This is a genomic window from Kitasatospora sp. NPDC036755 (assembly GCF_040636595.1).
GTDB lineage: Bacteria > Actinomycetota > Actinomycetes > Streptomycetales > Streptomycetaceae > Kitasatospora.
In genome coordinates this window covers 1-19768 of record NZ_JBEZUT010000064.1, presented here as the reverse complement: position 1 = coordinate 19768, position 19768 = coordinate 1, and the positions used below count along the sequence as shown (strand labels likewise).

Here is a 19768-nt window from a genome sequence, read left to right as displayed (position 1 = left end):
AAGCTCAACTTGTCGACACAGAGCGGGAGTTCACCGAGCCGCACCTGCCGATCGGCGAGTACGGCCCGCGCCCGGAGCGGCTTCGGCAGCAGTTGGAGGGGGTGGCCTGGCGGTTCAGGACGGGCGGGCAGTGGCGGGAGACGCCGAAGGAAGGCTCCGCCGGTTCGGGAGGAAGGCTCCACAAACGGAACCCCGGAGGTGAACTTTCCTTCCTTTCGTGGGCTTTCCCCCGTTCCGCTGGCCGATTTGGCGTCAGGTGCAAGACAATTCGCACAAGTTGGTTTGAAAAACCGAAGGGGTGAGGCGCATGGGCGACCGGCCGCCGGGACTGCATCTGCCGCCCCAGGCACAGGGGCCGCCTCAGGAGACCCCGCCATCGCGGTACGCCCGCTCCGAGGCCACGCGACTGATGTCCGTCGGAGTCCACCTCGACCCCGAGTTCCGCCGCCGGGTGATCGGCGAACTGGTGAAGCACGAGGAGCGCAGCGTCCCGCCCTCCCTCGGCTTCGACCTGGTGACCGTGCTGGCCCACGCCTTGCGGGCCCGCAGGGCGGAGCTACTGCTCGGGGCGGTGCTCGCCGCACTCTGGATCGGCTTCGCCTGCGTCGCGATCCTTCCGGCCTTCGACCCCTCCGACGGGGGCACCTTCGAGTGGCTCGCGTCCGATCCGAAGGACCCAGGCAAGGCCACCCCCTCCTTCGAAGTCGTGTGGCCCTACGTCACCAACTTCGCCGGCTTCTACGCCGTGGTCACGCTGGTGACCTGGTTCGCGAAGCCCGCGAGCCTCCGGCGGCACGTACTCCACGCCGCCCCGTCGACGGACTACGACCGTCCCCCCGCGCAGCCCCTCCGCGTGTTCGCCGCCGGTCTCCAGGTGGTACTCCAGCTCGCCTACTGGATCCTGGCGCTCTGGTACGCCGAACACGACCCGGCAGGGGTGCTGTTCCCGCTGGCGCTCGCCGCGGCCGTCGGCGGCCACCGACTGCTCACCGCCCGGCTCATGCGGAAGGAACTGAGCCGTGACGCCTTCCACGCCCGGCCGACGGGCACTCTGCCCGACACCCCGCGCCATCAGCGGCTGCGGCGCTCCCTCGACACCGAGCAGCACTCCCGGCTGATCATCTACGACCCCGCCACCCCCTTCCTCGGCGCCGGATTCCCCCACGAGGCATGGTCCTTCGTTCTGGAGCTGAAGCACCGCACCACCGGCCCGGTGGTCCCGTCCGCCCGTGACCTCACCGCGCGCGACGTCCTCGAAATGATCGTCCCCCGGCTGGCCGGCCTGCGGCAGGCCGCCGCCCTCACCAGCCTGGACCGGCTGCGGGAGATGGAGATCGACGACGTGGTCTTCCTACCCCACGGGCCGATCCGGTCCGAGGTGCCGCGCAGCCCCGAAGACATCGCCCAGCACCTCGCCGAAGCCGTGGACGAGGGCGGCGAACCCAGGCGACGCTTCCTACGGGTCCGGATCGGGTCCTGGGGCGAACAAGTCGTGCTGACCGTCCACCTGCGGGTGCACACCCAGGGGCAGCTGCTGGTGGTGGAGGTCGTCCCGCACGTGCTCGGGCCGGTGTGGCGGGAGTACGAGCTGCTGGCCGACGCCGTGGTCCAGCGGGGCACCCACTGGCGGCGCCACCGCCCGGCGACCTCCGCGTTCACCGCCTCCCCGGCGGCGATGCGGCATCTGCTGCGCCCCGGTGACTGGGCCCTGAGGCCGTCGAAGGAGGCACCGGGCGTGGTGTCGGCCCGTCCGCTGGTGTCACTGCGCGAGCTGGCCACGGACACCAGCATCTCGCTGTTCCAGGAGCTGGACGTCAGCCGCTACCTGAAGACGGTCAAGGAACGGATCATCGACGGCGTGCGCGAGGCCCTGCACAGTCAGGGCTACGAGACCGGGCGCTTCGAGCAGAACGTGGTGCAGGTGATGAGCGGCGGCATCCACATCGGATCGATGAGCGGCGGCGCCGTCGCAACCAGCGGCGGTACGGCCGGCTTCGGCGGCCCCGCCACCGTGCACCTCACACCGGAAGGCGTGCCGGGACCGGCCTCCTGACCCGCGGACGCGAAAGCAGAACGATCGAGGAGAAGCCATGAGCGAAGAACAGAACGTACCGCAGGACGAGGAGGACCGGTCCCACCCCGGCGGCGGGGTGGCCATCGGCACCATGACGGGCGGTGCCGTCGCCTCCGGCTCCGGGGCGAGCGCCGAGGACCGTTCGCAGCGCACCGGCACGCCCGAGCCCGTGCCCGACGTCACCGGGCTGACGCTGCCCGTTCCGGCGGCGGGCGGCGTCTCGATCGGGACGCTGACGGGCGGGGCGGTCGCCGCCGGGCTCGACGCGCGGGCCGTCGACGCCTCGGTGCGCACGGGCGCGGACGTGCGGCAGCTGCTGGAGGCGCTCGGCGAACTCCACGGCCAGCTCCCGCTGTTCGCCCGGGTGGAGGGCAACGGGGTGGCCGAGGTGGAGCAGGAGGTAACGACCGTCCGGGGCGAGCTCCAGCGGACGGGTGAGGCCCCGCGCACCCGGCTGGAACGGCTGCGGGACCTCCTGCGGGGGTCGGGCACGGCGGTCTCGGGACTCGCCTCGGCGCTGGCCGTGGTGCAGGCGATCGAACAGCTCCTGGCCTGAGGGGCTCGGGGGACGCCTCGCGGTGTGACGGCGGTTCGGCGGTTCAGTGACTCGGCGAGGAAGGAACGAGGTTGGCCAGGTACTGGGACAGAAACCTCCAGCGATGGGTGGACAGGCGAGAGCCGGAGGAGGCCCCAGCCCCGGCCCCGGTGCAACGCACGCAGCGGCTGGTGCTCGCCGTCATCATCTGGGTGGGGCTCGGCGCGATCGTCGGAGGCGTCAGCTACCTGCTGGCCTCGTCCTCCGAGGACGACCAGTCGGTTGGTAATTCCCCGACCACGGCCCCGCCCTACCCGTCCGGCTCCCCCAGCCCGTCCCGCCGCCCAACCCCCACAAGGACCTCCACCCCCTCCTACTCGCCCGGCTCCCGCCGCCCAACCCCCGCAAGGACCCCCACCCCCTTCTCTCCGAGGTCGACCCCGCCCTCTGCCACCCCGACCAGTGACTTCCCCGACAGCGGAGGCACCTGGGTCGGGGGCACCCGAAACGGGGGCACCTGGAACGGGAGCACCTCAGGCGGAAGCGCCTCGGGCGGGGGCACCTCCTGAACTTGCGCTTCGCCGGGCTCCATCTCCGGGCCTCGATGATCTGGATCAAAGAGCTCACTCGGAACAGCCATTGATCACAACCCCAGTACGCGCACCCTAGTGATGGCCGGACAGGCCGTCCGCCCCCGCGGATGCCTTCTCGCTTCGGATGCGGGCGCGTTCCTTACGTTCGGCGGCCAGGACGTCGCGGTGGCCGGCACACAACCCGCCGGGGCCCACGACGCGAACAGCGCCATGGGCCCCGGCGTTTGACCGACCTTCCCGCTGCTCCGTCACCACCGCATCCGCGGCCGAGCCCTGGCAGGGCCCGCTCCACTGATCAACCCGCGTGGGAAGTCGGCGGGGCCGACTTCTGGTGCGGGGCGGCTTCGGTGCGGCAGTGGGTGAGGGCGTGGCGGATGCGGGTGTCGGGGTTGGGGGCGGTGGTGAGGAGTTCGCCGGCGGTGGTGAGGGCGGTCCAGTAGGTGGCGGGGTCGCCGGTGCGGGGCAGGGGGCGGGCGAAGACGAGGGAGAGGTAGGCCGCGGTGAGGTTGCCGGTGGTGAACCAGCGCTGGAGCCCGTGGCGGTGGCCGGCGCGGATGCCGCCCATGGCGTCCATGGCCGTCAGGAAGAGGTCGACGACGGCGAGTTCGGCGAGATCTGAGCCCCAGCCCGGAATCCGCAGGCTTGCGATGGCGCTCCGGGCTTTGGCCGGGAGCCGATGGGCAGGCAACACCGGCACCACAGGCCGACGGCGTCGGACTCCGGACATGACGCCGAACGCAGGTCAGCGGGTGGTACAGGCGGCCACCACACGCTCGCCCGAGCAGTCCTTCACGCGCTCGTCCTGCCGCTCAACGCCTTGGATGGGCCTTCGAGCGGCCGGCTCTCAGCGGGTGGCGGCGCGCCATGCCCCCAGCTCCTTCACGGCTTCCTTCGGCCAGCTGTCGGACTTCTCCGTCGTGGAATCGCGGACCGTCCACTGGACGATCGGGGTCCCTTCCCCGTCGAGGCGTTCCAGGACGTACTTGTCCTCGCGGAGCCAGATCGCCTCGGAGACGTGCAGGCCGTGCGGGTACCTCCGGGTGAGGTCAACCGTCTTCCACGACTCGGTGACCGTCTCGTCGGTGACGGTGACCTTCAGCTCCTTCTCGAAGGTGTTCTTGATGGAGGATCCGAACCCCTTGAATGCGAAGGTCGCTTCGGCGCTGACCGAGATGCTGGTGGTTTCCTCCACGGTCGTGGAATTCTTGCTGGTGAGGCCGACGTGGGTGGTCTCGGTCTTGGTGAACTCCGAGGCGCCGCTGTGTTCGTAGTAGTAGACACGGACCCAGTAGCCGAACTTCCGCAGGATGTAGTACGGGCTCTCCTTGGCCTGGAACGGCACGGTCTTCGTGGAATCGTGGACGAATGGGAACGGGTAGGCGAAGTTCGCCAGCTCCACATGCTCGGTCTCGTCCTCGCGCGTGCGATCGAAGTCGGTCATCCTGTGGATGTCGCCGACATCCGCACCTTCGAAGGTGGGCGGCTTCAGCACGCGCTCATACTCGTCCTCGACCTCAAGCACCCACCTCTGCGAGTCGTACCCGTTCCCCTCCCCGGCAGAATGCTCTTTTTGCTGCTCCAGCTCCGCCCCCGGCCTGGCGTTGTATCCGTAGACTTTCAGGGGGAGCCCGCTGTTCACGTTGCGCACGAGGTAGGTCGTCGTGCCATTGACGGGTTCGAGCTTCCATGCCTGAGCCATCCCGGAGGGCAGCAGGAACCTCTGCTCCACCTTGTCGGGCCCCGTGCTGCTGTTGACGACCTTCATGTTGAGGCCGCTGTTCTTGTTCGTAATCAGGTACGCCCCGCCATCGAGCGGGAAGACGTGCCACACCTGATTGTTCGGACCGTTGTCCCTGAGCCACTGGTAGAGACGGGCCCTGTCTTTCATGTCGTTGTCCTTGACTGCGGCGTACAATCCGCTGTGCCAGTTCCTGAGCCGGTAAGTGCGCCCGGCGCTGAAGGCGGACATAGGCGGGACCCCTTTCGGGCCGGGACGAGATGCGAACAGGATTCACATCTTTTCACCAGGTGAGCGATTCAGAGCTTGTCCGCCCCCGCGAGGCGATACAACGAACACCAATGGCGCACTCGCCTCCGGCACCCGGCCCGACGGGAACAGACGGACAGCAAAGCAGCCGACCAACCCGACATAGTGTCGGTTTGACCGGCCGCATTGGGTCGGTCAGCCGGTCAGCCTCATGAGCGTCCACCGGCGGCGCGACGTAGATGGCGCCGCAGGCCAGGAACACGTGGTGTTCGGCGTCGCTCATGCCGCCAATGGGCTGGATGTAGGCAAGTGCCTCGACCTCGTCCACCTGCCAGCCGGTTTCCTCGAACACCTCGCGGACAGCTGCGGCTTCGGGGGATTCTCCGTCCTCAACGATGCCGCTGGGGATCTCCCAGCTCCAGGTGCCCGTCGCGAAGCGGTGCCGCCACATCATCAGCACCTCGTCCCGATCGTTGATCACTACGACGGCGGCAACCGGGGCGAATCGCACCAGGTGATGCTCGTACCGGTCCCTTCCGAGCGGCTCGACATCGACCAGATCGAGCCGCACCCACGGACTGGTGTAGACGGGACGGCTGCCGTGGACGGCCCACTCGCTGCTCACTCGTACCTCATGATCTCGGTGGGGCGGGTCGGCGCCATCCTGCCAGAGGTGCCTACGATGGCGGCACGGTCGACGACCGGTACTGGACGTACATGGCCGAGCCCCTTCCCGGCGGATACACCGGAACTGCTCAGGCATGGGAGCGGGACTACCATCAGCTCCAGGTGGAAGCATTGTCGAAGGCTGTGTCACTGGAGAAGATCCGCAAGCACGGTGTGAGAGGAACGTCATGATTCCCCCTGTAGACCTGTCCGACGCCCAGTGGTTCAAGTCCTCCCACAGCAACAACGGCGGCGACTGCGTCGAGGTCGCCGCGGACTTCCCCGGTCTGGCCCCCGTCCGCGACTCGAAGGACCCTCAGGGCCCGTCCCTCCTCTTCCCGACCGAGGCCTGGACGTCGTTCGTCACCGCCGTCCACAGCGGCGAGTTCGGCGAGATCTGAGCCCCAGCCCGGAATCCGCAGGCCCGGACCGTTCACGGTCCGGGCCTGCGGTCGGTTCCTCCCCCGCCCCCTGGGGCAGGCTTGCGATGACGACGCGATCAGCTATCCACCAAGGGAGTCGGCATGGGCGAGAACGTTGACCTGACGGGCGCTTCCTGGAGCAAGAGCAGCTACAGCAACAACGGGGGCAACTGCATTGAGGTGGCGCCCGGCTTCCCTGACGTGATGCCCGTTCGCGACTCCAAGGACCCCCACGGACCGGCCCTGATCTTTGCCGCTGAGGCCTGGAAGTCGTTCATCTCTGCTGTTTGCAGCGACGAGTTCGGCGAGGTTTGAGCCCCAACCCGGCATCCGCAGGCCCGGACCGTTCACGGTCCGGGCCTGCGGTCGGTTCCTCCCCCGCCCCCTGGGGCAGGCTTGCGATGACGAAACGCAATCAGCTATCCACCAAGGGAGTCGGCATGGGCGAGAACGTTGACCTGACGGGAGCCTCCTGGAGCAAGAGCAGCTACAGCAACAACGGCGGGACCTGCATCGAGGTGGCTCCCGGCTTCCCCGGCCTGATGCCCGTCCGCGACTCGAAGGACCCTCAGGGACCGGCCCTCGTCTTCCCGGCCGAGGCCTGGGCGTCGTTCGTCACCGCCGTCCGCTGCGGCGAGTTCGGCGAGGCCTGAGGAAAGAATCCGGCCCGCGTCCGACCCTGAAGCATCCCAACGGGCTGACCATCAGGTGAGCGAGCCCTGCCGGGTGTCCATCCCCATGACGTTGTCGTCGAAGTACGGGTGTCGATCTCCACACCGTCGTGCCGAGCCCTGGCAGGGCCCGCTCCACTGATCAACCCGCGCAGGAAGTCGGCGGGGCCGACTTCTGGTGCGGGGCGGCTTCGGTGCGGCAGTGGGTGAGGGCGTGGCGGATGCGGGTGTCGGGGTTGGGGGTGGCGGTGAGGAGTTCGCCGGCGGTGGTGAGGGCGGTCCAGTAGGTGGCGGGGTCGCCGGTGCGGGGCAGGGGGCGGGCGAAGGCGAGGGAGAGGTAGGCCGCGGTGAGGTTGCCGGTGGTGAACCAGCGCTGGAGCCCGTGGCGGTGGCCGGGGCGGATGCCACCCATGGCGTCCATGGCCGTCAGGAAGAGGTCGACGACAGCGAGTTCGGCCTCCGTGAGGGACTTGGGGACGTCGAAGACACCGAGGGCTTCGAGGACTTCGCCGGTGTCGCACTCGGAGTCCGGGCGGGGGTCGGCCAGGAGGGCGTCGTAGCAGTCGGCGAGGCGGCGGGTGGTCTCGGCGAGCGGGATGTCCAGGGCGAGGCAGACGGCCCGGGCGACGGGCAGCGGCGGGTGGCCGAGGCGCGCGATCAGGGCGTAGGTCGCGGCGGGGGTGGCGCCCCGGGAGAGGGTGTGGCGGGCCAGGGTGGTCAGCGAGGGCTGGTGCATGGGGAGTTCGGGCCTTCAGACGGTGACGAGAGTGGGCACGGGGGTGGGGGCGACGAGCACCCAGACGAACTTGCCGATGCCGCCCGGGCGGGAGGAGCAGCCCCAGCGCTCGGCGAGCTCGTCGACGAGGAACAGGCCGCGCCCGCACTCGTCGTCCGGCGAGGCGGTACGCAGGGTGGGGCGGCCGGTGCCGGCGTCGTGGACTTCGAGGCGCAGGCGGGATCCGCAGAGGGAGATGCGGATCTCGATGTGGCAGTCGTCGGGGCCGTCGGAGTGCTGCACGGCATTGGCGAAGAGTTCGCCCAACAGCAGTTCGGCGGTGTCGCGGTAGCGGTCGCCGGATGGCAGGGCGGCCAGGTAGGCCCGGAGCAAGTACCGGGCCAGTGGCGTGGATTCGACACGGGCATCGAGCCGCGCGACGAACGCGCGAGGCCGACGGGCAGTGAGCATGGGGACCTCGGAGGGCTCGGAGGGGAACGCAACCAGAGGATCGATCGCAACGGCGGGTTCCGGCAATTGCGGCCTCACCGTGATTTCACGGTGAGGCCGCTACAGGTCGACAGCCATTCACCACAGCGTGACGAAAGCCGACTCAGGGTTCCGCAGGAATGGCCTACCGTGGAACTACAACCCTCTGCTGGACGGAGCCAAGATGCCCCGCGCCGCCGACCCGCGCACTGCCGCTGCCCGACTTGCCGCCTCTGCTGGGGCCTCCGGCTGGACGCCCTGGCAGCTATCCAGCGCAATCGCGCGCGAATGCGCTGTGAGTCTGCTTCAGGCTGCACGCCTCAGCCGCGGATGGTCCCTGCGACAGGCAGCTGACGAACTCGCCCAGCTGGGCCACCGCGTCACAGTGCAACAGCTCTCGGCCTGGGAGCAGGGCACCACGAGGCCATCGATCGAGCGTCTTGACGCGTTGTGCCGCCTCCACCGAACCAGACCCGACCGTCTGGGCTATGGCACCGACTACACCCCTGTGGACAGCCAAGCTGCTCCGTCCACCCCGAGCACCAGCACCGAGGTTTCCATTGACCCGATGCAGGCAGAGATGCCGGCTGCCCGGCACGCCATACTTCGTGGACTACTCAGCCAGGTAGGTCTGAGCCTGTCCGCTCCGGTCTTGTCCGCCCTCGTGAGCGCTCGCCAGGACGGGGCCGCCGTCTTCACCGCGAGTGTGGCCGACACCACCGTGGATCAGTGGGAGAACACCGCTGCCGAGTATGGCCACGCTTACCAACACACTCCGCCGGCCCGGCTCCTCGGCGATTCCGTGTTGGACTTCCTCGACGTCCGGCAGCTCCTCAGCCGCCGACAGTCGGCCGACCACCGCACCCGTCTGTGCCACGTCGCTGCCAGACTCGCCGCCACCGCAGGCATCGCCCTGGTCGCGATGGGCGAGCACCGCGAAGCACGGGCCTGGTACCGCGTTGCACAGCTCGCAGCCGAGGAAACTCATGACCGTGCCCTCCGCGCGTGGCTTGTAGCACGTGAGGCCGTCATCCCGTTCTACTACGGGGCGCCAGCCGGCGCGGCCGAGCTGGCCGAGCGGGCTCGGGTCATCGCGGGTACCACGGTGTGTGCCACCGCTGCATGGGCGCCCGCGCTGAAAGCTCGCGCGCTCGCGCGCCTCGGCCGCCCCGAGGAAGCCCGCGCCGCCATGCTCCTCGCTGAACGGGCGTTCGTCCGGCTGGGAGCAGAACACACCGCCGACCTGGCATACGGATATACAGAGCGTCAACTTCGCTGGCACATGGGCAGCATGTACACCACTCTCGGTGACATCCGGCGCGCGCGGCAATCGCTCGACCAGGCTCTCAACCTCTACGCACCCACTCAGTACCTCGACCGAGCTCTCATCGCTTTGGACCAGGCAGACGGCCTGATGCGCATCGGTGAGATCGGCTCGGGAGCGCAGATCGGCATGGCGGCGGTTGCCACACTCCCGGACGAGCACCGGACCGGGATCGTGCTGGCCCGGGCACGGGAGGTCGCAGCGGCGGTGCCACCGCGCGCGGCCCGTCTACCCTTGGTTGTTGATCTTCGCGAGATGCTGGCCCTGCCGAACTAAGGTCGCCGAGCGAGCACTTGGAGCAGCCCGGTGACCGCGACACCTGCCACGATCTCTCGCCGGTCGATCATGCCCTGGATCCGGGAGATCGCGATCCACTCGATCCGGTCAGCCTCATGGGCGTCCACCGGCGGCGCGACGTAGATGGCGCCGCAGGCCAGGAACACGTGGTGTTCAGCGTCGCTCATGCCGCCGATGGGCTGGATGTAGGCAAGTTCCTCGACCTCGTCCACCTGCCAGCCGGTTTCCTCGAGCACCTCGCGGACCGCTGCGGCTTCGGGGGATTCTCCGTCCTCAACGATGCCGCTGGGGATCTCCCAGCTCCAGGTGCCCGTCGCGAAGCGGTGCCGCCACATCATCAGCACCTCGTCCCGATCATTGATCACTACGACGGCGGCAACCGGGGCGAATCGCACCAGGTGATGCTCGTACCGGTCCCTTCCGAGCGGCTCGACATCGACCAGATCGAGCCGCACCCACGGACTGGTGTAAACGGGACGGCTGCCGTGGACGGTCCACTCGCTGCTCACTCGTACCTCATGATCTCGGTGGGGCGGGTCGGCGCCATCCTGCCAGAGGTGCCTACGATGACGGCACGGTCGACGACCGGTACTGGACGTACATGGCCGAGCCCCTTCCCGGCGGATACACCGGAACTACTCAGGCATGGGAGCGGGACTGCCATCAGCTCCAGGTGGAAGCATTGTCGAAGGCTGTGTCACTGGAGAAGATCCGCAAACAAGGTGTGAGAGGAACGTCATGATTCCCCCTGTAGACCTGTCCGGCGCCGCGTGGTTCAAGAGCAGTTACAGCAACAACGGCGGGACCTGCATCGAGGTGGCTCCCGGATTCCCCGGCCTGATGCCCGTCCGCGACTCGAAGGACCCTCAGGGACCGGCCCTCGTCTTCCCGGCCGAGGCCTGGGCGTCGTTCGTCACCGCCGTCCGCCACGGCGAGTTCGGCGAGGCCTGAGGAAAGAATCCGGCCCGCGCCCGACCGGGGAGCATCCCGACGGGCAGCCGGCCCGTCAGGTGAGCGAGCCCTGCCGGGTGTCCATCCCCATGACGTTGTCGTCGAAGTACGGGTGTCGATCTCCACGCCGTCGTGCCGAGCCCTGGCAGGGCCCGCTCCACTGATCACTCCGCGCAGGAAGTCGGCGGGGTCGACTTCTGGTGCGGGGTGGCGTGGGTGCGGCAGTGGGTGAGGGCGTGGCGGATGCGGGTGTCGGGGTTGGGGGCGGCGGTGAGGAGTTCGCCGGCGGTGGTGAGGGTGGTCCAGTAGGTGGCGGGGTCGCCGGTGCGGGGCAGGGGGCGGGCGAAGGCGAGGGAGAGGTAGGCCGCGGTGAGGTTGCCGGTGGTGAACCAGCGCTGGAGCCCGTGGCGGTGGCCGGGGCGGATACCGCCCATGGCGTCCATGGCCGTCAGGAAGAGGTCGACGACGGCGAGTTCGGCGTCGGTGAGGGACTTGGGGACGTCGAAGACACCGAGGGCTTCAAGGACTTCACCGGTGTCGCACTCGGAGTCCGGACGGGGGTCGGCCAGGAGGGCGTCGTAGCAGTCGGCGAGGCGGCGGGTGGTCTCGGCGAGCGGGATGTCCAGGGCGAGGCAGACGGCCCGGGCGACGGGCAGCGGCGGGTGGCCCAGGCGCGCGATCAGGGCGTAGGTCGCGGCCGGGGTGGCGCCCCGGGAGAGGGTGTGACGGGCCAGGGTGGTCAGCGAGGGCTGGTGCATGGGGAGTTCGGGCCTTCAGACGGTGACGAGGGCGGGCGCGGGGGTGGGGGCGACGAGCACCCAGACGAACTTGCCGATGCCGCCCGGGCGGGAGGAGCAGCCCCAGCGCTCGGCGAGCTCGTCGATGAGGAACAGGCCGCGCCCGCACTCGTCGTCGGGCGCGGCGGTACGGAGGGTGGGGCGGCCGGTGCCGGCGTCGTGGACTTCGAGGCGCAGGCGGGATCCGCAGAGGGAGATGCGGATCTCGATGTGGCAGTCGTCGGGGCCGTCGGAGTGCTGCACGGCGTTGGCGAAGAGCTCACCGAGGAGCAGTTCGGCGGTGTCGCGGTAGCGCTCCCCGGAGGGCAGGGCGGCCAGGTAGGCCCGGAGCAAGTACCGGGCCAGCGGCGTCGATTCGACACGGGCATCGAGCCGCGCGACGAACGCACGGGGACGACGAGCAGTGAGCATGGGGGAAGTACCTCAAGGGATGGCATGCGAGTGGAATGCGCCGTGCGCTGCGAGATGAACGGTCTCCGCAGGTTGCGCTGTGCACCCAGCGAATCACCGGGTGTAGCCATGGTGATGCCTCGGCGGCTACGATCGGAAGGCTTCAACCTTCACGGTTCTGCCGAGTGACAAGGCAAGGGCGGTCATGGAGCTACACGAAGACGATCAGTCACTGTCTCCCGCTGTGCGCTTTGGGAATGAACTCCGCAGGCAGAGGCGCGCAAGAGGCTGGTCTCAAGCGGCGCTTGGCAAGCGCATGGGCTACAGCCACGGCTTGATCTCGTACCTCGAAGGGGCTAAGAAGCCGGTAACTCGTAAATTTGCGGTTGAAGCCGACCGCGCGTTCGACACGGGAGGGTTGTTCGTCGAACTGTGGCGTCGCATCTCGAATGCCAGCCTGCTTGAGGGGTTCGAAGAGTACGTCGAGGCCGAAGCCCGGTGCCTTAAGATCCGAACCTTTGAATTAAATGTCATCCCGGGCCTGTTCCAGACAGAGGCATACGCGACGGCCCTGGCCAGCGCGGCGATCCTCCGTGGCAGCATCACCAAGGCTCAAGCCAAGGAGCGCGTGGACCTCCTAATGGGGCGCCAGCAGGTGCTTCGTCGTATTGCACCGCCCATGGTCCACGTCGTCATGGACGAGAGCTGTCTGCTCCGCCCGGTAGGGGGGCGTGATGTCATGCTCGGCCAGCTTCAACACCTTGAGAACCTGGCCGAGCTACCCAACGTTACGTTGCAAGTGGCCCCATTCGCCCTTGGCGAGCACGTGCCGTTCACCATGCCGATCGTCCTACTGACCTTGCGAGACCGTTCGATTGTCGGCTACGCCGAGTCCCAAGCGCGCGGCATCGTGGAGCGAGGGCGTAAGGCCGTCGATGCCTGGGACAGCGACTACGATCAACTCCAGGTGGAGTCTCTACCCAAAGTGGCTTCGCTCGACGTGATCCGCACTGCTCGGAAGGACCTTGAATGATCAGCCCCACTCTCGACCTGACCGACGCCAGGTGGCAGAAGTCCGGTTACAGCAACAACGGGGGCAACTGCATTGAGGTGGCGCCCGGCTTCCCTGACGTGATGCCCGTTCGCGACTCCAAGGACCCCAACGGACCGGCCCTGATCTTTGCCGCTGAGGCCTGGACGTCGTTCGTCACCGCCGTCCGCCACGGCGAGTTCGGCGAGGCCTGAGCCCCAACCCAGCATCCGCAGGCCCGGACCGTTCGCGGTCCGGGCCTGCGGTCGGTTGCTCCCCCGCCCCCTGGGGCAGGCTTGCGATGACGAAACGCCATCAGCCATCCACCAAGGGAGTCGGCATGGGCGAGAACGTTGACCTGACGGGCGCCTCCTGGAGCAAGAGCAGCTACAGCAACAACGGCGGCGACTGCGTCGAGGTGGCTCCCGGCTTCCCCGGCCTGATGCCCGTCCGTGACTCGAAGGACCCTCAGGGCCCGGCCCTCGTCTTCCCGGCCGAGGCCTGGGCGTCGTTCGTCACCGCCGTCCGCAGCGGCGAGTTCGGCGAGGTCTGAGGAAGGGACCCGGCCCGCGCCCGACCGGGGAGCATCCCGACGGGCAGCCGACCTGTCAGGTGAGCGAGCCCTGCCGGGTGTACATCCCCATGACGTTGTCGTCGAAGTACGGAGTATCGATCTCCACACCATTGTGCGCCCGGGTGACCCCGTTGACCGACCTCTGCAGGGTGTCCGGGTTCACCCACAGCCACGGCCCGCCGCTGGACCCCTCTCCCAGGGTCCGGCAGGGCAGGTCCAGCAGGATGGGGTAGAGGATCAGCCGCTCCAGGGTCCCCGCGCAGCTCACCTGGTGGGCGGCGTAGTCGATGTTCGCCGGGTACCCGACGGCGGTGACGAAGGTCTCCTCACGCCGGTTCACCACCAGGCCGTTCCCGCCGGTGGCGTCGACCACCTTCTGCCCGTTGGCGTTGGGGTTGAGGGTGACCATCGCGACGTCCCACTCGGGGGCGTCCTTCTCGTCCAGCCAGTTGTTGAACACCCGGGCCTGCTTCCAGGTGAACATCCCGTACGGGTACGGGTCGTTGCCGTTGTACGCGGGCACGTAGATCCAGTCGACCTTGAACCACTTCGCTTCCCCGCCGTTCATCCGGCTGCCCTTGCCCGCGACGCAGTGCGCCGCCGTGATCACCATCATCTTCGAGGGGCTGTTGAGGGCGCTGGCCGTGCAGCTCTTGTTCACCTGCTCGACCGTGTTGAAGTAGAAGACCCGCCCCACCGTCCGGTCCACCGACCCGTTGACCGCGAAGCGGGCGGCCGCGGCGTCGACCTCGGCCCGGTCCGCCGCCTCCCCGCCGGCGGCCTTCGCCTCCTCGGCGACGGTGGCCGCCATCCGCTCGGGCGTCCAGTACGCGCGGGCCGCCGCGTCGTCCGCCGCGGTGGTCTCCGAGGTCGACGTGCCGGCGGTCCGGTCGGGCCGGGGCGCGGCCGCGTCGGCGGTGCCGACCGTCCCCAGCCCCAGAGCGAGCGCCAGCGCGGCGCCGCCAAGAGTCCTCAGCAACTTCACTTCGTCCCCACTTCCGTGTCCGTCGGACGGCCGGGTGACCGCCGTCATGGCAGCGTGACACCGGGCCCGGGCGCGTCGCCTGAGTACGGATACTCAAAGAAAGTGCGCGAACAGGCTTGATCAGCAAGGGAATTCACTTCTCGGCCGGTCCCGCGACCGTTTCCGTCACCCGTTCGGCGGCAGCACGGCTCGGGGCAGCCGATGGTGCCGCACCGGGGCCTCGGGCAGCGCAGCCGGAGTCCGCCGGGCGCTCCGGGCAGCGGCGGGTTCGGCGAGGTCCGGGCGCCGTCCCGCTGCCGGGTGGTGGGGCCACCCCTCTCAGCGGTGGCGCTTGGCCGCTCGCCGGGTGGAGCATACGGAACGTGACGGGGGCGGTTGGCGAGGTGAAAGCGGAGGGGTGGGGGTGGGGGTGAGGATGTAAGTCCACGGCCCCGCCGCTTTCCCCGGTACAGCCGGCCCCACCCGGCGAACGGTGGTTCCCGTACTCGCGCCCACCCCGGCGTCGCCACAGCAGTTATGACGGATAGACAGACACCGCCACACGCGTCCACACATGTGAACGACATCGCTGTGCACAGCACATATCCTCGCCACAGACTCCCCCACGCCCCGCAGGTCCGCAGGTCCACAGGTCCGCACTGCACCTATCAACGCCCCCCCCTGGCGGGGCATTCACCGACACGACCGAATTCGTGTCAACGGACGGGCCGTTCGCCCGTCATCCCCGAGAGGACTCATGCAGAAGACAACGAGGCTCCCCGCGTTCGTCGGCGCCATCGCCCTGGTCGTCGGCACCGTCGTCGCCGCCGGCACTCCGGCGTCGGCGGCCGCGGGCGGGTACCAGATCCAGAACAAGGCGACCGGCCTGTGCCTGACCGGGACGGTCGACACGCCGTCCGCCATCCACCCCGTCTACGAAGCTCCTTGCGGGACCAAGTCCACGCAGCACTGGGCCAACATCACGAACATGCTCTCCCTGGTGGGCGTCGGCACGTACAGCCTCTGTCTGACCGTGGGCAACTACGGCGACGTGTACACCACGGGGTGCAAGCCCGAAGGTGACTTCGGGTGGAACTACACCGACCAGGGGTGGAAGTACGCGTCGCTCAGGGGCGACTACACCAGCCTCTACAACACCGGCAAGGGCTGCTACGTGCAGGCGATCTCCGGCGGCCAGTCCGCCTGCATGCCGGGGTGGACCGGGGACTCCAAGCAGTTCCGTTTCCTGGAGGGTTCTGTCGGGTCGCCCCCCTCCGTGCCGAACACGGTGCGGTTGGTGGACCTGCGGCCGGACGGCCGGCTGCAGAACGCCGAGGGTGACTTCTCGGCCGGCCAGTGGAGTTCGTGGAGCGACATGGGCGCCTACGGGGTCAGGGAGGTGACCAGCGCGGCCACCGGTTCCGTGAACCGGATCTTCGTGATCACCGACGACGGCCAGATCTACGAGAAGGACGGCGACTACGGGAGCGGTCAGTGGTCGGGCTGGTTCCACCCGGCGACGGGGAACCTGCCGACCTCCGCGGTGGCGATCAGCGCGTCGTCGTTCGGCAACACGGTGCACCTGGTCGTCGTGGGCGCGAACGGTCATCTCTACAACTCCGACGGTGACTTCACGGCCGGCCGGTGGAACGGGTGGACGGACCACGGCGGCAACTTCAAGCGGGTCGCCAGCGCCTCGACGTCCACCAACGTCAACCACATCTTCGCCATCGACGGCAACAACCGGGTCAACGAGCTCGACGCGGACTACGCGGCCGGCAGCTGGGGCTCCTGGTCGGCGGCCGGGTCGAACGCGTTCACCGCGCAGGACGTCGCGGCGTCCGCCTCCGGCAACATCGTGCACCTCAGCGCCATCGCACCGGACGGCACCTGGTCGAACACCGACGGCGACTTCAACCGGGGCCAGTGGAACGGCTGGACCAAGATGCCCGGATCCGGCCTCAAGCGCATCGCCAGCGCCGCCGCCAACAACGTGAACCACATCTTCGTCGTCGACGGCAACAACCGCCTCCAGGAGATCGACGGCGACTACAACGCCGGCCGCTGGAGCTCCTGGAACCAGGCCGCCACCGGCGCCGACTCCATCGGCGTCGCCGCCGCCTTCACCCACTGACCGAAGAGCCCACGTACGGCGATGCCGTGACCGCCGCTCCCACCGCGTCCGGCGCGCCCGAGCCTCGTGCCGGGCCGCCGGGCGCGGTGTGTCCGTGCCGGGCAGCGTCCGCCGTCCGCCGTCCGCCGTCCGCGTCCCGCGTACGGCCCGCACCACCCACCTTTGGGGTGCCAGATCCGGAGAATGCCATGACCCGTCCCACCGCCCTCGCCGCGGCCACCGTTGTGCTGGCCGCGGCGGGATTCGCCGCGGCCCCCGCCCCCGCGAGCGCCTCGGCCACCAGCCCGACCACAGCCCCGCCGACGGTCCGGGTCCTGCCGTTGGGCGACTCGATCACCTACGGCCGGAACAGCTGCACCGGCAACGGCTACCGGGGGCCCCTGCAGAACCTGGTCGCCGCCGAAGGGCGCTTCGCCATCGACTACGTCGGCTCGCAGCAGAACGGCGTGATGGCCGACCCGGCGAACGAGGGCCACCCGGGATACACGGTCGACCAGATCAGCGACAACATCGACGGATGGCTGGCGGCCACCCACCCGGATGTCGTGCTGCTGCACATCGGCGCCAACGACCTCAACCAGTACGCCGGCGGATCGGACACCGCCGCCAAGGCGGAACGGCTGGTGAACCGGATCTTCGCGGACCAGCCCGGCGTCACCGTCATCATGCAGGGACTGGTTCCCACCATGTCCGGCATGAACAGCCCCATGCCGGACATGGCGAGGAACATCCCGGACTACAACGCCGCCCTCCAGCGACTGGAGGCCACCGAGCAGCAGGCGGGCAGGCACTTCAGGTACGTCGCCGCTCCGGCGCTGGTTCCGGCCGGCCAGGGCACGGCCACCGAGCCCGCGCAGATGTCGGACGGACTGCACCCGAACGACGCCGGCTACGCCGTGATGGGCCGGAACTTCCTGGCGCCGCTCGACCAGGCGTACAACGCCCGCTGGTACACCGGCCGCGCCGCGCAGTCCCCACGGCCGGCCAACACGGTCCGCCTGGTGAACCTGGCACCGGACGGCAGCCTGCGCAACAACGAGGGCGACTTCACCGCGGGCTCGTGGAGCGGATGGAGCAGCCTGGACGCCTCGGGGATCAAGGAGGTGACGAGCGCCGCGACATTCTCGGTGAACCGGATCTTCGCGATCGGCCGTGACGGTCGGGTGTACGAGAAGGACGGCGACTACGGCCGCGGGCAGTGGTCGGGCTGGTTCCAGCCGAGCATCGGGGCACTGCCCTCGCCGGCCGTCTCCATCACCGCCTCCTCGTTCAACCACACCGTCCACCTGGTGGTGATCGGCGCCGACGGACACCTGTACAACTCCGACGGCGACTACGAGGCCGGCCGGTGGAACGGGTGGACGGACCACGGCGGCAACTTCAAGCGGGTCGCCAGCGCCTCCACGTCCACCAACGTCAACCACATCTTCGCCATCGACGCCAACAACCGGGTCAACGAGCTCGACGGCGACTACTGCGCCGGCAGCTGGGGCTCCTGGGCGGCGGCCGGGTCGAACGCGTTCACCGCGCAGGACGTCGCGGCGTCCGCCTCCGGCAACATCGTGCACCTCAGCGCCATCGCACCGGACGGCACCTGGTCGAACACCGACGGCGACTTCAACCGGGGCCAGTGGAACGGCTGGACCAAGATGCCCGGATCCGGCCTCAAGCGCATCGCCAGCGCCGCCGCCAACAACGTGAACCACATCTTCGCCGTCGACGGCAACAACCGCCTCCAGGAGATCGACGGCGACTACAACACCGGCCGCTGGAGCTCCTGGAACCAGGCCGCCACCGGCGCCGACTCCATCGGGGTCACCGCCGCCTTCACCCGCTGAGCCGGCGCGCGGCACCGGCACACGCGCCGGCTCGTCGGCCGGCGTCCTTTCCACGGGAGTCCCGGTCGGGTGAGGGCGGTCGTCGCCGCGCGTGAAAGCAGGGCCTCCTGGCAGCTCGAAGGGCGTCTACGCCGAAGAGCCGTCCAGGAGGCCCTGTCGGCGCGGCCCTGCGGCCATCGCGGGGGCCTGCGGGTCAGGCGGTGCAGGTCGCGGCGTCCAGCAGCTTCTCGAAGGCCTTCCGGGTGGGCAGCGGGGTCGACAGGCCGCTGTTGTTCATCGAGACGGAGATCTGGCGGCGCAGGTCGGGGCTGGTGTACAGGAAGGTGCTGAAGCCGGGGATGCCGCCGGTGTGGCCCCACAGTTCGCCGCAGTCGGTGGTGGTCCGTTCCAGCCCGAGGCCGTACCGGCCCTGGCTCTGCGGGGTGACCGTCATCATCTCGGCGAGCTGCGGGCGGGGCAGCAGCCGTCCGCCGAGCAGGGCGGTGATGAAGGTGTCGAGGTCGGCGGTGGTGGAGATCCCGGCGCCGGCCGCGCCCGCCATGCTCGGGTCCAGGTCGGTGACGTCCACGCGGCCGGTGGGCAGGTCGAAGTAGCCGTGGGCGTGCGGGCCGGGGATGACCGTCTCGTGGTCGGGCATGGAGGTGCCGGTCAGGCCCAGCGGGCGGATGATGCGGCGCTCGACCTCCTGCTGCCAGGTGCGGCCGGTGGTCCGCCGGATGATCTGTCCGGCCAGGACGTAGTCGGTGTTGGAGTAGTGGTAGCCCTGGCCGGGCGGGAAGTACGGCGGGTGGCCGTTGGCGAGGGCGATGAGCTGCTGCGGTGTCCAGCGGGTGTAGCGGCCGGACTCCAGCCACCGTTCGAGGGCACCGGGCGCGGTGGGGTCGAAGGCGTGGTCCTCGGTGAAGTCGAACAGCCCGCTGGTGTGGTCGAGCAGCCGGCGCAGGGTGATGTCCGCGCCGTTCGGCACCGCGCCCGGCAGCAGCCGTTCCACCGGGTCGTCCAGGCCCAGCCGTCCCTCGGCGACCAGTTGGAGGACGACGGTGGACACGAAGGTCTTGGTCACGCTGCCGATCCGGAACCGGCCGGTCGCCGAGGCGGGGGCGCCGGTCGCGTCGTCGGCGGTGCCGGCGGCGCCCTTCCACAGGGTGCGGCCGTACCCGCCGACCCGGGCGAGCGAGGCCGAGGCGCCGGAGTCGACGACGGCCCGCACCGCGGCGTCCAGGGCCCCGGGGTCGAGTTATCCGTCATCCGCCATGTGACAGGATGCGGGGCCATGACGACCAGCGAACGCTTCCAGGTAATGCGGGCGAGCGAACG

22 protein-coding genes and 3 pseudogenes are annotated in these 19768 nt (G+C 69.3%); 14 read left to right on the top strand and 11 right to left on the bottom strand.

From position 1 onward, the window contains the following. Positions 1-44: 44 nt before the first annotated feature. From AB0E96_RS12675 to AB0E96_RS12665, 3 genes and pseudogenes are all read left to right on the top strand, one after another. A pseudogene (locus AB0E96_RS12675) lies at positions 45-152 on the top strand (IS5/IS1182 family transposase); the annotation flags it as partial. A 257-nt stretch (positions 153-409) separates the two neighbouring features. Next, a complete protein-coding gene (locus AB0E96_RS12670; RefSeq protein ID WP_359822054.1) occupies positions 410-2053 on the top strand; it encodes a hypothetical protein in 1644 nt (547 codons plus the stop codon). Between the two features lie 37 nt (positions 2054-2090). Further along, a complete protein-coding gene (locus AB0E96_RS12665; protein WP_359822051.1) occupies positions 2091-2630 on the top strand; it encodes a hypothetical protein in 540 nt (179 codons plus the stop codon). A 657-nt stretch (positions 2631-3287) separates the two neighbouring features. Here the strand turns inward: AB0E96_RS12665 and AB0E96_RS12660 are convergent. The 4 genes and pseudogenes from AB0E96_RS12660 to AB0E96_RS12645 form a co-directional block, all read right to left on the bottom strand. Then, positions 3288-3376, bottom strand: a pseudogene (locus tag AB0E96_RS12660) (integrase); the annotation flags it as partial. A gap of 121 nt (positions 3377-3497) precedes the next feature. Further along, positions 3498-3890 carry a hypothetical protein gene (locus AB0E96_RS12655; RefSeq protein WP_359822048.1) on the bottom strand — a complete coding sequence of 131 codons (393 nt, stop codon included), beginning with the start codon at positions 3888-3890 and terminating at the stop codon, positions 3498-3500. Positions 3891-4046: 156 nt separating this feature from the next. Next, positions 4047-5171, bottom strand: a complete 1125-nt coding sequence (locus AB0E96_RS12650; protein WP_359822045.1) for an RICIN domain-containing protein — start codon at positions 5169-5171, stop codon at positions 4047-4049. 52 nt (positions 5172-5223) lie between these two features. After that, positions 5224-5814, bottom strand: a complete 591-nt coding sequence (locus tag AB0E96_RS12645; RefSeq protein ID WP_359822043.1) for an NUDIX hydrolase — start codon at positions 5812-5814, stop codon at positions 5224-5226. Between the two features lie 229 nt (positions 5815-6043). Between AB0E96_RS12645 and AB0E96_RS12640 the strand changes: the two genes are divergently transcribed. From AB0E96_RS12640 to AB0E96_RS12630, 3 genes are all read left to right on the top strand, one after another. Next, positions 6044-6256 carry a DUF397 domain-containing protein gene (locus AB0E96_RS12640; RefSeq protein ID WP_359822041.1) on the top strand — a complete coding sequence of 71 codons (213 nt, stop codon included), beginning with the start codon at positions 6044-6046 and terminating at the stop codon, positions 6254-6256. 123 nt (positions 6257-6379) lie between these two features. Continuing rightward, positions 6380-6592 (top strand): DUF397 domain-containing protein, encoded by a 213-nt coding sequence (locus AB0E96_RS12635; RefSeq protein ID WP_359822039.1) that lies wholly within the window; start codon positions 6380-6382, stop codon positions 6590-6592. A 125-nt stretch (positions 6593-6717) separates the two neighbouring features. Then, positions 6718-6930: a DUF397 domain-containing protein gene (locus AB0E96_RS12630; protein WP_359822037.1), complete on the top strand. Its 213-nt coding sequence runs from the start codon at positions 6718-6720 to the stop codon at positions 6928-6930. 160 nt (positions 6931-7090) lie between these two features. Here AB0E96_RS12630 and AB0E96_RS12625 read toward each other — a convergent pair whose 3' ends face one another. Then, complete coding sequence (locus AB0E96_RS12625; protein ID WP_359822034.1) at positions 7091-7684, bottom strand: hypothetical protein; 594 nt, start codon at positions 7682-7684, stop codon at positions 7091-7093. Positions 7685-7699: 15 nt separating this feature from the next. Beyond that, positions 7700-8134 (bottom strand): ATP-binding protein, encoded by a 435-nt coding sequence (locus AB0E96_RS12620; protein WP_359822032.1) that lies wholly within the window; start codon positions 8132-8134, stop codon positions 7700-7702. Positions 8135-8336: 202 nt separating this feature from the next. Here AB0E96_RS12620 and AB0E96_RS12615 point away from each other — a divergent pair. After that, positions 8337-8618, top strand: a pseudogene (locus AB0E96_RS12615) (helix-turn-helix transcriptional regulator); the annotation flags it as partial. 240 nt (positions 8619-8858) lie between these two features. Further along, entirely contained in the window at positions 8859-9752 is an 894-nt protein-coding gene (locus AB0E96_RS12610; protein WP_359822074.1) for a hypothetical protein, read from the top strand. Here AB0E96_RS12610 and AB0E96_RS12605 read toward each other — a convergent pair. Further along, entirely contained in the window at positions 9749-10282 is a 534-nt protein-coding gene (locus tag AB0E96_RS12605) for an NUDIX hydrolase (protein WP_359822029.1), read from the bottom strand. The genes AB0E96_RS12610 and AB0E96_RS12605 overlap by 4 nt on opposite strands. A 229-nt stretch (positions 10283-10511) precedes the next feature. Between AB0E96_RS12605 and AB0E96_RS12600 the strand changes: the two genes are divergently transcribed. After that, positions 10512-10724 carry a DUF397 domain-containing protein gene (locus tag AB0E96_RS12600; RefSeq protein WP_359822027.1) on the top strand — a complete coding sequence of 71 codons (213 nt, stop codon included), beginning with the start codon at positions 10512-10514 and terminating at the stop codon, positions 10722-10724. Between the two features lie 164 nt (positions 10725-10888). On the opposite strand, the gene AB0E96_RS12595 is transcribed toward AB0E96_RS12600, so the two are convergent. Then, complete coding sequence (locus AB0E96_RS12595; RefSeq protein ID WP_359822024.1) at positions 10889-11482, bottom strand: hypothetical protein; 594 nt, start codon at positions 11480-11482, stop codon at positions 10889-10891. A 15-nt stretch (positions 11483-11497) separates the two neighbouring features. Further along, positions 11498-11932, bottom strand: a complete 435-nt coding sequence (locus tag AB0E96_RS12590) for an ATP-binding protein (RefSeq protein WP_359822021.1) — start codon at positions 11930-11932, stop codon at positions 11498-11500. A gap of 184 nt (positions 11933-12116) precedes the next feature. Here AB0E96_RS12590 and AB0E96_RS12585 point away from each other — a divergent pair, with 184 nt between their 5' ends. The 3 genes from AB0E96_RS12585 to AB0E96_RS12575 all read left to right on the top strand — a co-directional run bounded on the left by AB0E96_RS12585 (position 12117) and on the right by AB0E96_RS12575 (position 13494). Further along, a complete protein-coding gene (locus AB0E96_RS12585) occupies positions 12117-12944 on the top strand; it encodes a helix-turn-helix transcriptional regulator (protein WP_359822018.1) in 828 nt (275 codons plus the stop codon). Then, entirely contained in the window at positions 12941-13156 is a 216-nt protein-coding gene (locus AB0E96_RS12580; RefSeq protein ID WP_359822016.1) for a DUF397 domain-containing protein, read from the top strand. The genes AB0E96_RS12585 and AB0E96_RS12580 overlap by 4 nt, the downstream gene beginning before the upstream one ends. A 125-nt stretch (positions 13157-13281) precedes the next feature. Further along, on the top strand, positions 13282-13494 hold the full coding sequence (locus AB0E96_RS12575; RefSeq protein WP_359822014.1) for a DUF397 domain-containing protein: 213 nt from the start codon (positions 13282-13284) through the stop codon (positions 13492-13494). A 55-nt stretch (positions 13495-13549) separates the two neighbouring features. On the opposite strand, the gene AB0E96_RS12570 is transcribed toward AB0E96_RS12575, so the two are convergent. Further along, positions 13550-14494, bottom strand: coding sequence for a hypothetical protein (locus tag AB0E96_RS12570; protein ID WP_359822011.1), 945 nt, complete (start codon positions 14492-14494; stop codon positions 13550-13552). A 742-nt stretch (positions 14495-15236) separates the two neighbouring features. Between AB0E96_RS12570 and AB0E96_RS12565 the strand changes: the two genes are divergently transcribed. Beyond that, positions 15237-16613, top strand: coding sequence for a hypothetical protein (locus AB0E96_RS12565; RefSeq protein ID WP_359822009.1), 1377 nt, complete (start codon positions 15237-15239; stop codon positions 16611-16613). Between the two features lie 188 nt (positions 16614-16801). Continuing rightward, the gene (locus tag AB0E96_RS12560) at positions 16802-18451 is read left to right on the top strand and encodes a GDSL-type esterase/lipase family protein (protein WP_359822006.1); all 1650 of its coding nucleotides are present in this window, start codon (positions 16802-16804) and stop codon (positions 18449-18451) included. 193 nt (positions 18452-18644) lie between these two features. On the opposite strand, the gene AB0E96_RS12555 is transcribed toward AB0E96_RS12560, so the two are convergent. Further along, positions 18645-19661, bottom strand: a complete 1017-nt coding sequence (locus tag AB0E96_RS12555; protein ID WP_359822005.1) for a serine hydrolase domain-containing protein — start codon at positions 19659-19661, stop codon at positions 18645-18647. Positions 19662-19768: the final 107 nt, after the last annotated feature.

Bases quoted from the DNA above. Each gene is read 5' to 3' on its own strand.
- AB0E96_RS12670 (WP_359822054.1), top strand. From the start codon at position 410: ATGTCCGTCGGAGTCCACCTCGACCCCGAGTTCCGCCGCCGGGTGATC.
- AB0E96_RS12665 (WP_359822051.1), top strand. From the start codon at position 2,091: ATGAGCGAAGAACAGAACGTACCGCAGGACGAGGAGGACCGGTCCCAC.
- AB0E96_RS12650 (WP_359822045.1), bottom strand. From the start codon at position 5,171: ATGTCCGCCTTCAGCGCCGGGCGCACTTACCGGCTCAGGAACTGGCAC.
- AB0E96_RS12640 (WP_359822041.1), top strand. From the start codon at position 6,044: ATGATTCCCCCTGTAGACCTGTCCGACGCCCAGTGGTTCAAGTCCTCC.
- AB0E96_RS12635 (WP_359822039.1), top strand. From the start codon at position 6,380: ATGGGCGAGAACGTTGACCTGACGGGCGCTTCCTGGAGCAAGAGCAGC.
- AB0E96_RS12630 (WP_359822037.1), top strand. From the start codon at position 6,718: ATGGGCGAGAACGTTGACCTGACGGGAGCCTCCTGGAGCAAGAGCAGC.
- AB0E96_RS12625 (WP_359822034.1), bottom strand. From the start codon at position 7,684: ATGCACCAGCCCTCGCTGACCACCCTGGCCCGCCACACCCTCTCCCGG.
- AB0E96_RS12620 (WP_359822032.1), bottom strand. From the start codon at position 8,134: ATGCTCACTGCCCGTCGGCCTCGCGCGTTCGTCGCGCGGCTCGATGCC.
- AB0E96_RS12600 (WP_359822027.1), top strand. From the start codon at position 10,512: ATGATTCCCCCTGTAGACCTGTCCGGCGCCGCGTGGTTCAAGAGCAGT.
- AB0E96_RS12595 (WP_359822024.1), bottom strand. From the start codon at position 11,482: ATGCACCAGCCCTCGCTGACCACCCTGGCCCGTCACACCCTCTCCCGG.
- AB0E96_RS12590 (WP_359822021.1), bottom strand. From the start codon at position 11,932: ATGCTCACTGCTCGTCGTCCCCGTGCGTTCGTCGCGCGGCTCGATGCC.
- AB0E96_RS12585 (WP_359822018.1), top strand. From the start codon at position 12,117: ATGGAGCTACACGAAGACGATCAGTCACTGTCTCCCGCTGTGCGCTTT.
- AB0E96_RS12580 (WP_359822016.1), top strand. From the start codon at position 12,941: ATGATCAGCCCCACTCTCGACCTGACCGACGCCAGGTGGCAGAAGTCC.
- AB0E96_RS12575 (WP_359822014.1), top strand. From the start codon at position 13,282: ATGGGCGAGAACGTTGACCTGACGGGCGCCTCCTGGAGCAAGAGCAGC.
- AB0E96_RS12565 (WP_359822009.1), top strand. From the start codon at position 15,237: ATGCAGAAGACAACGAGGCTCCCCGCGTTCGTCGGCGCCATCGCCCTG.
- AB0E96_RS12560 (WP_359822006.1), top strand. From the start codon at position 16,802: ATGACCCGTCCCACCGCCCTCGCCGCGGCCACCGTTGTGCTGGCCGCG.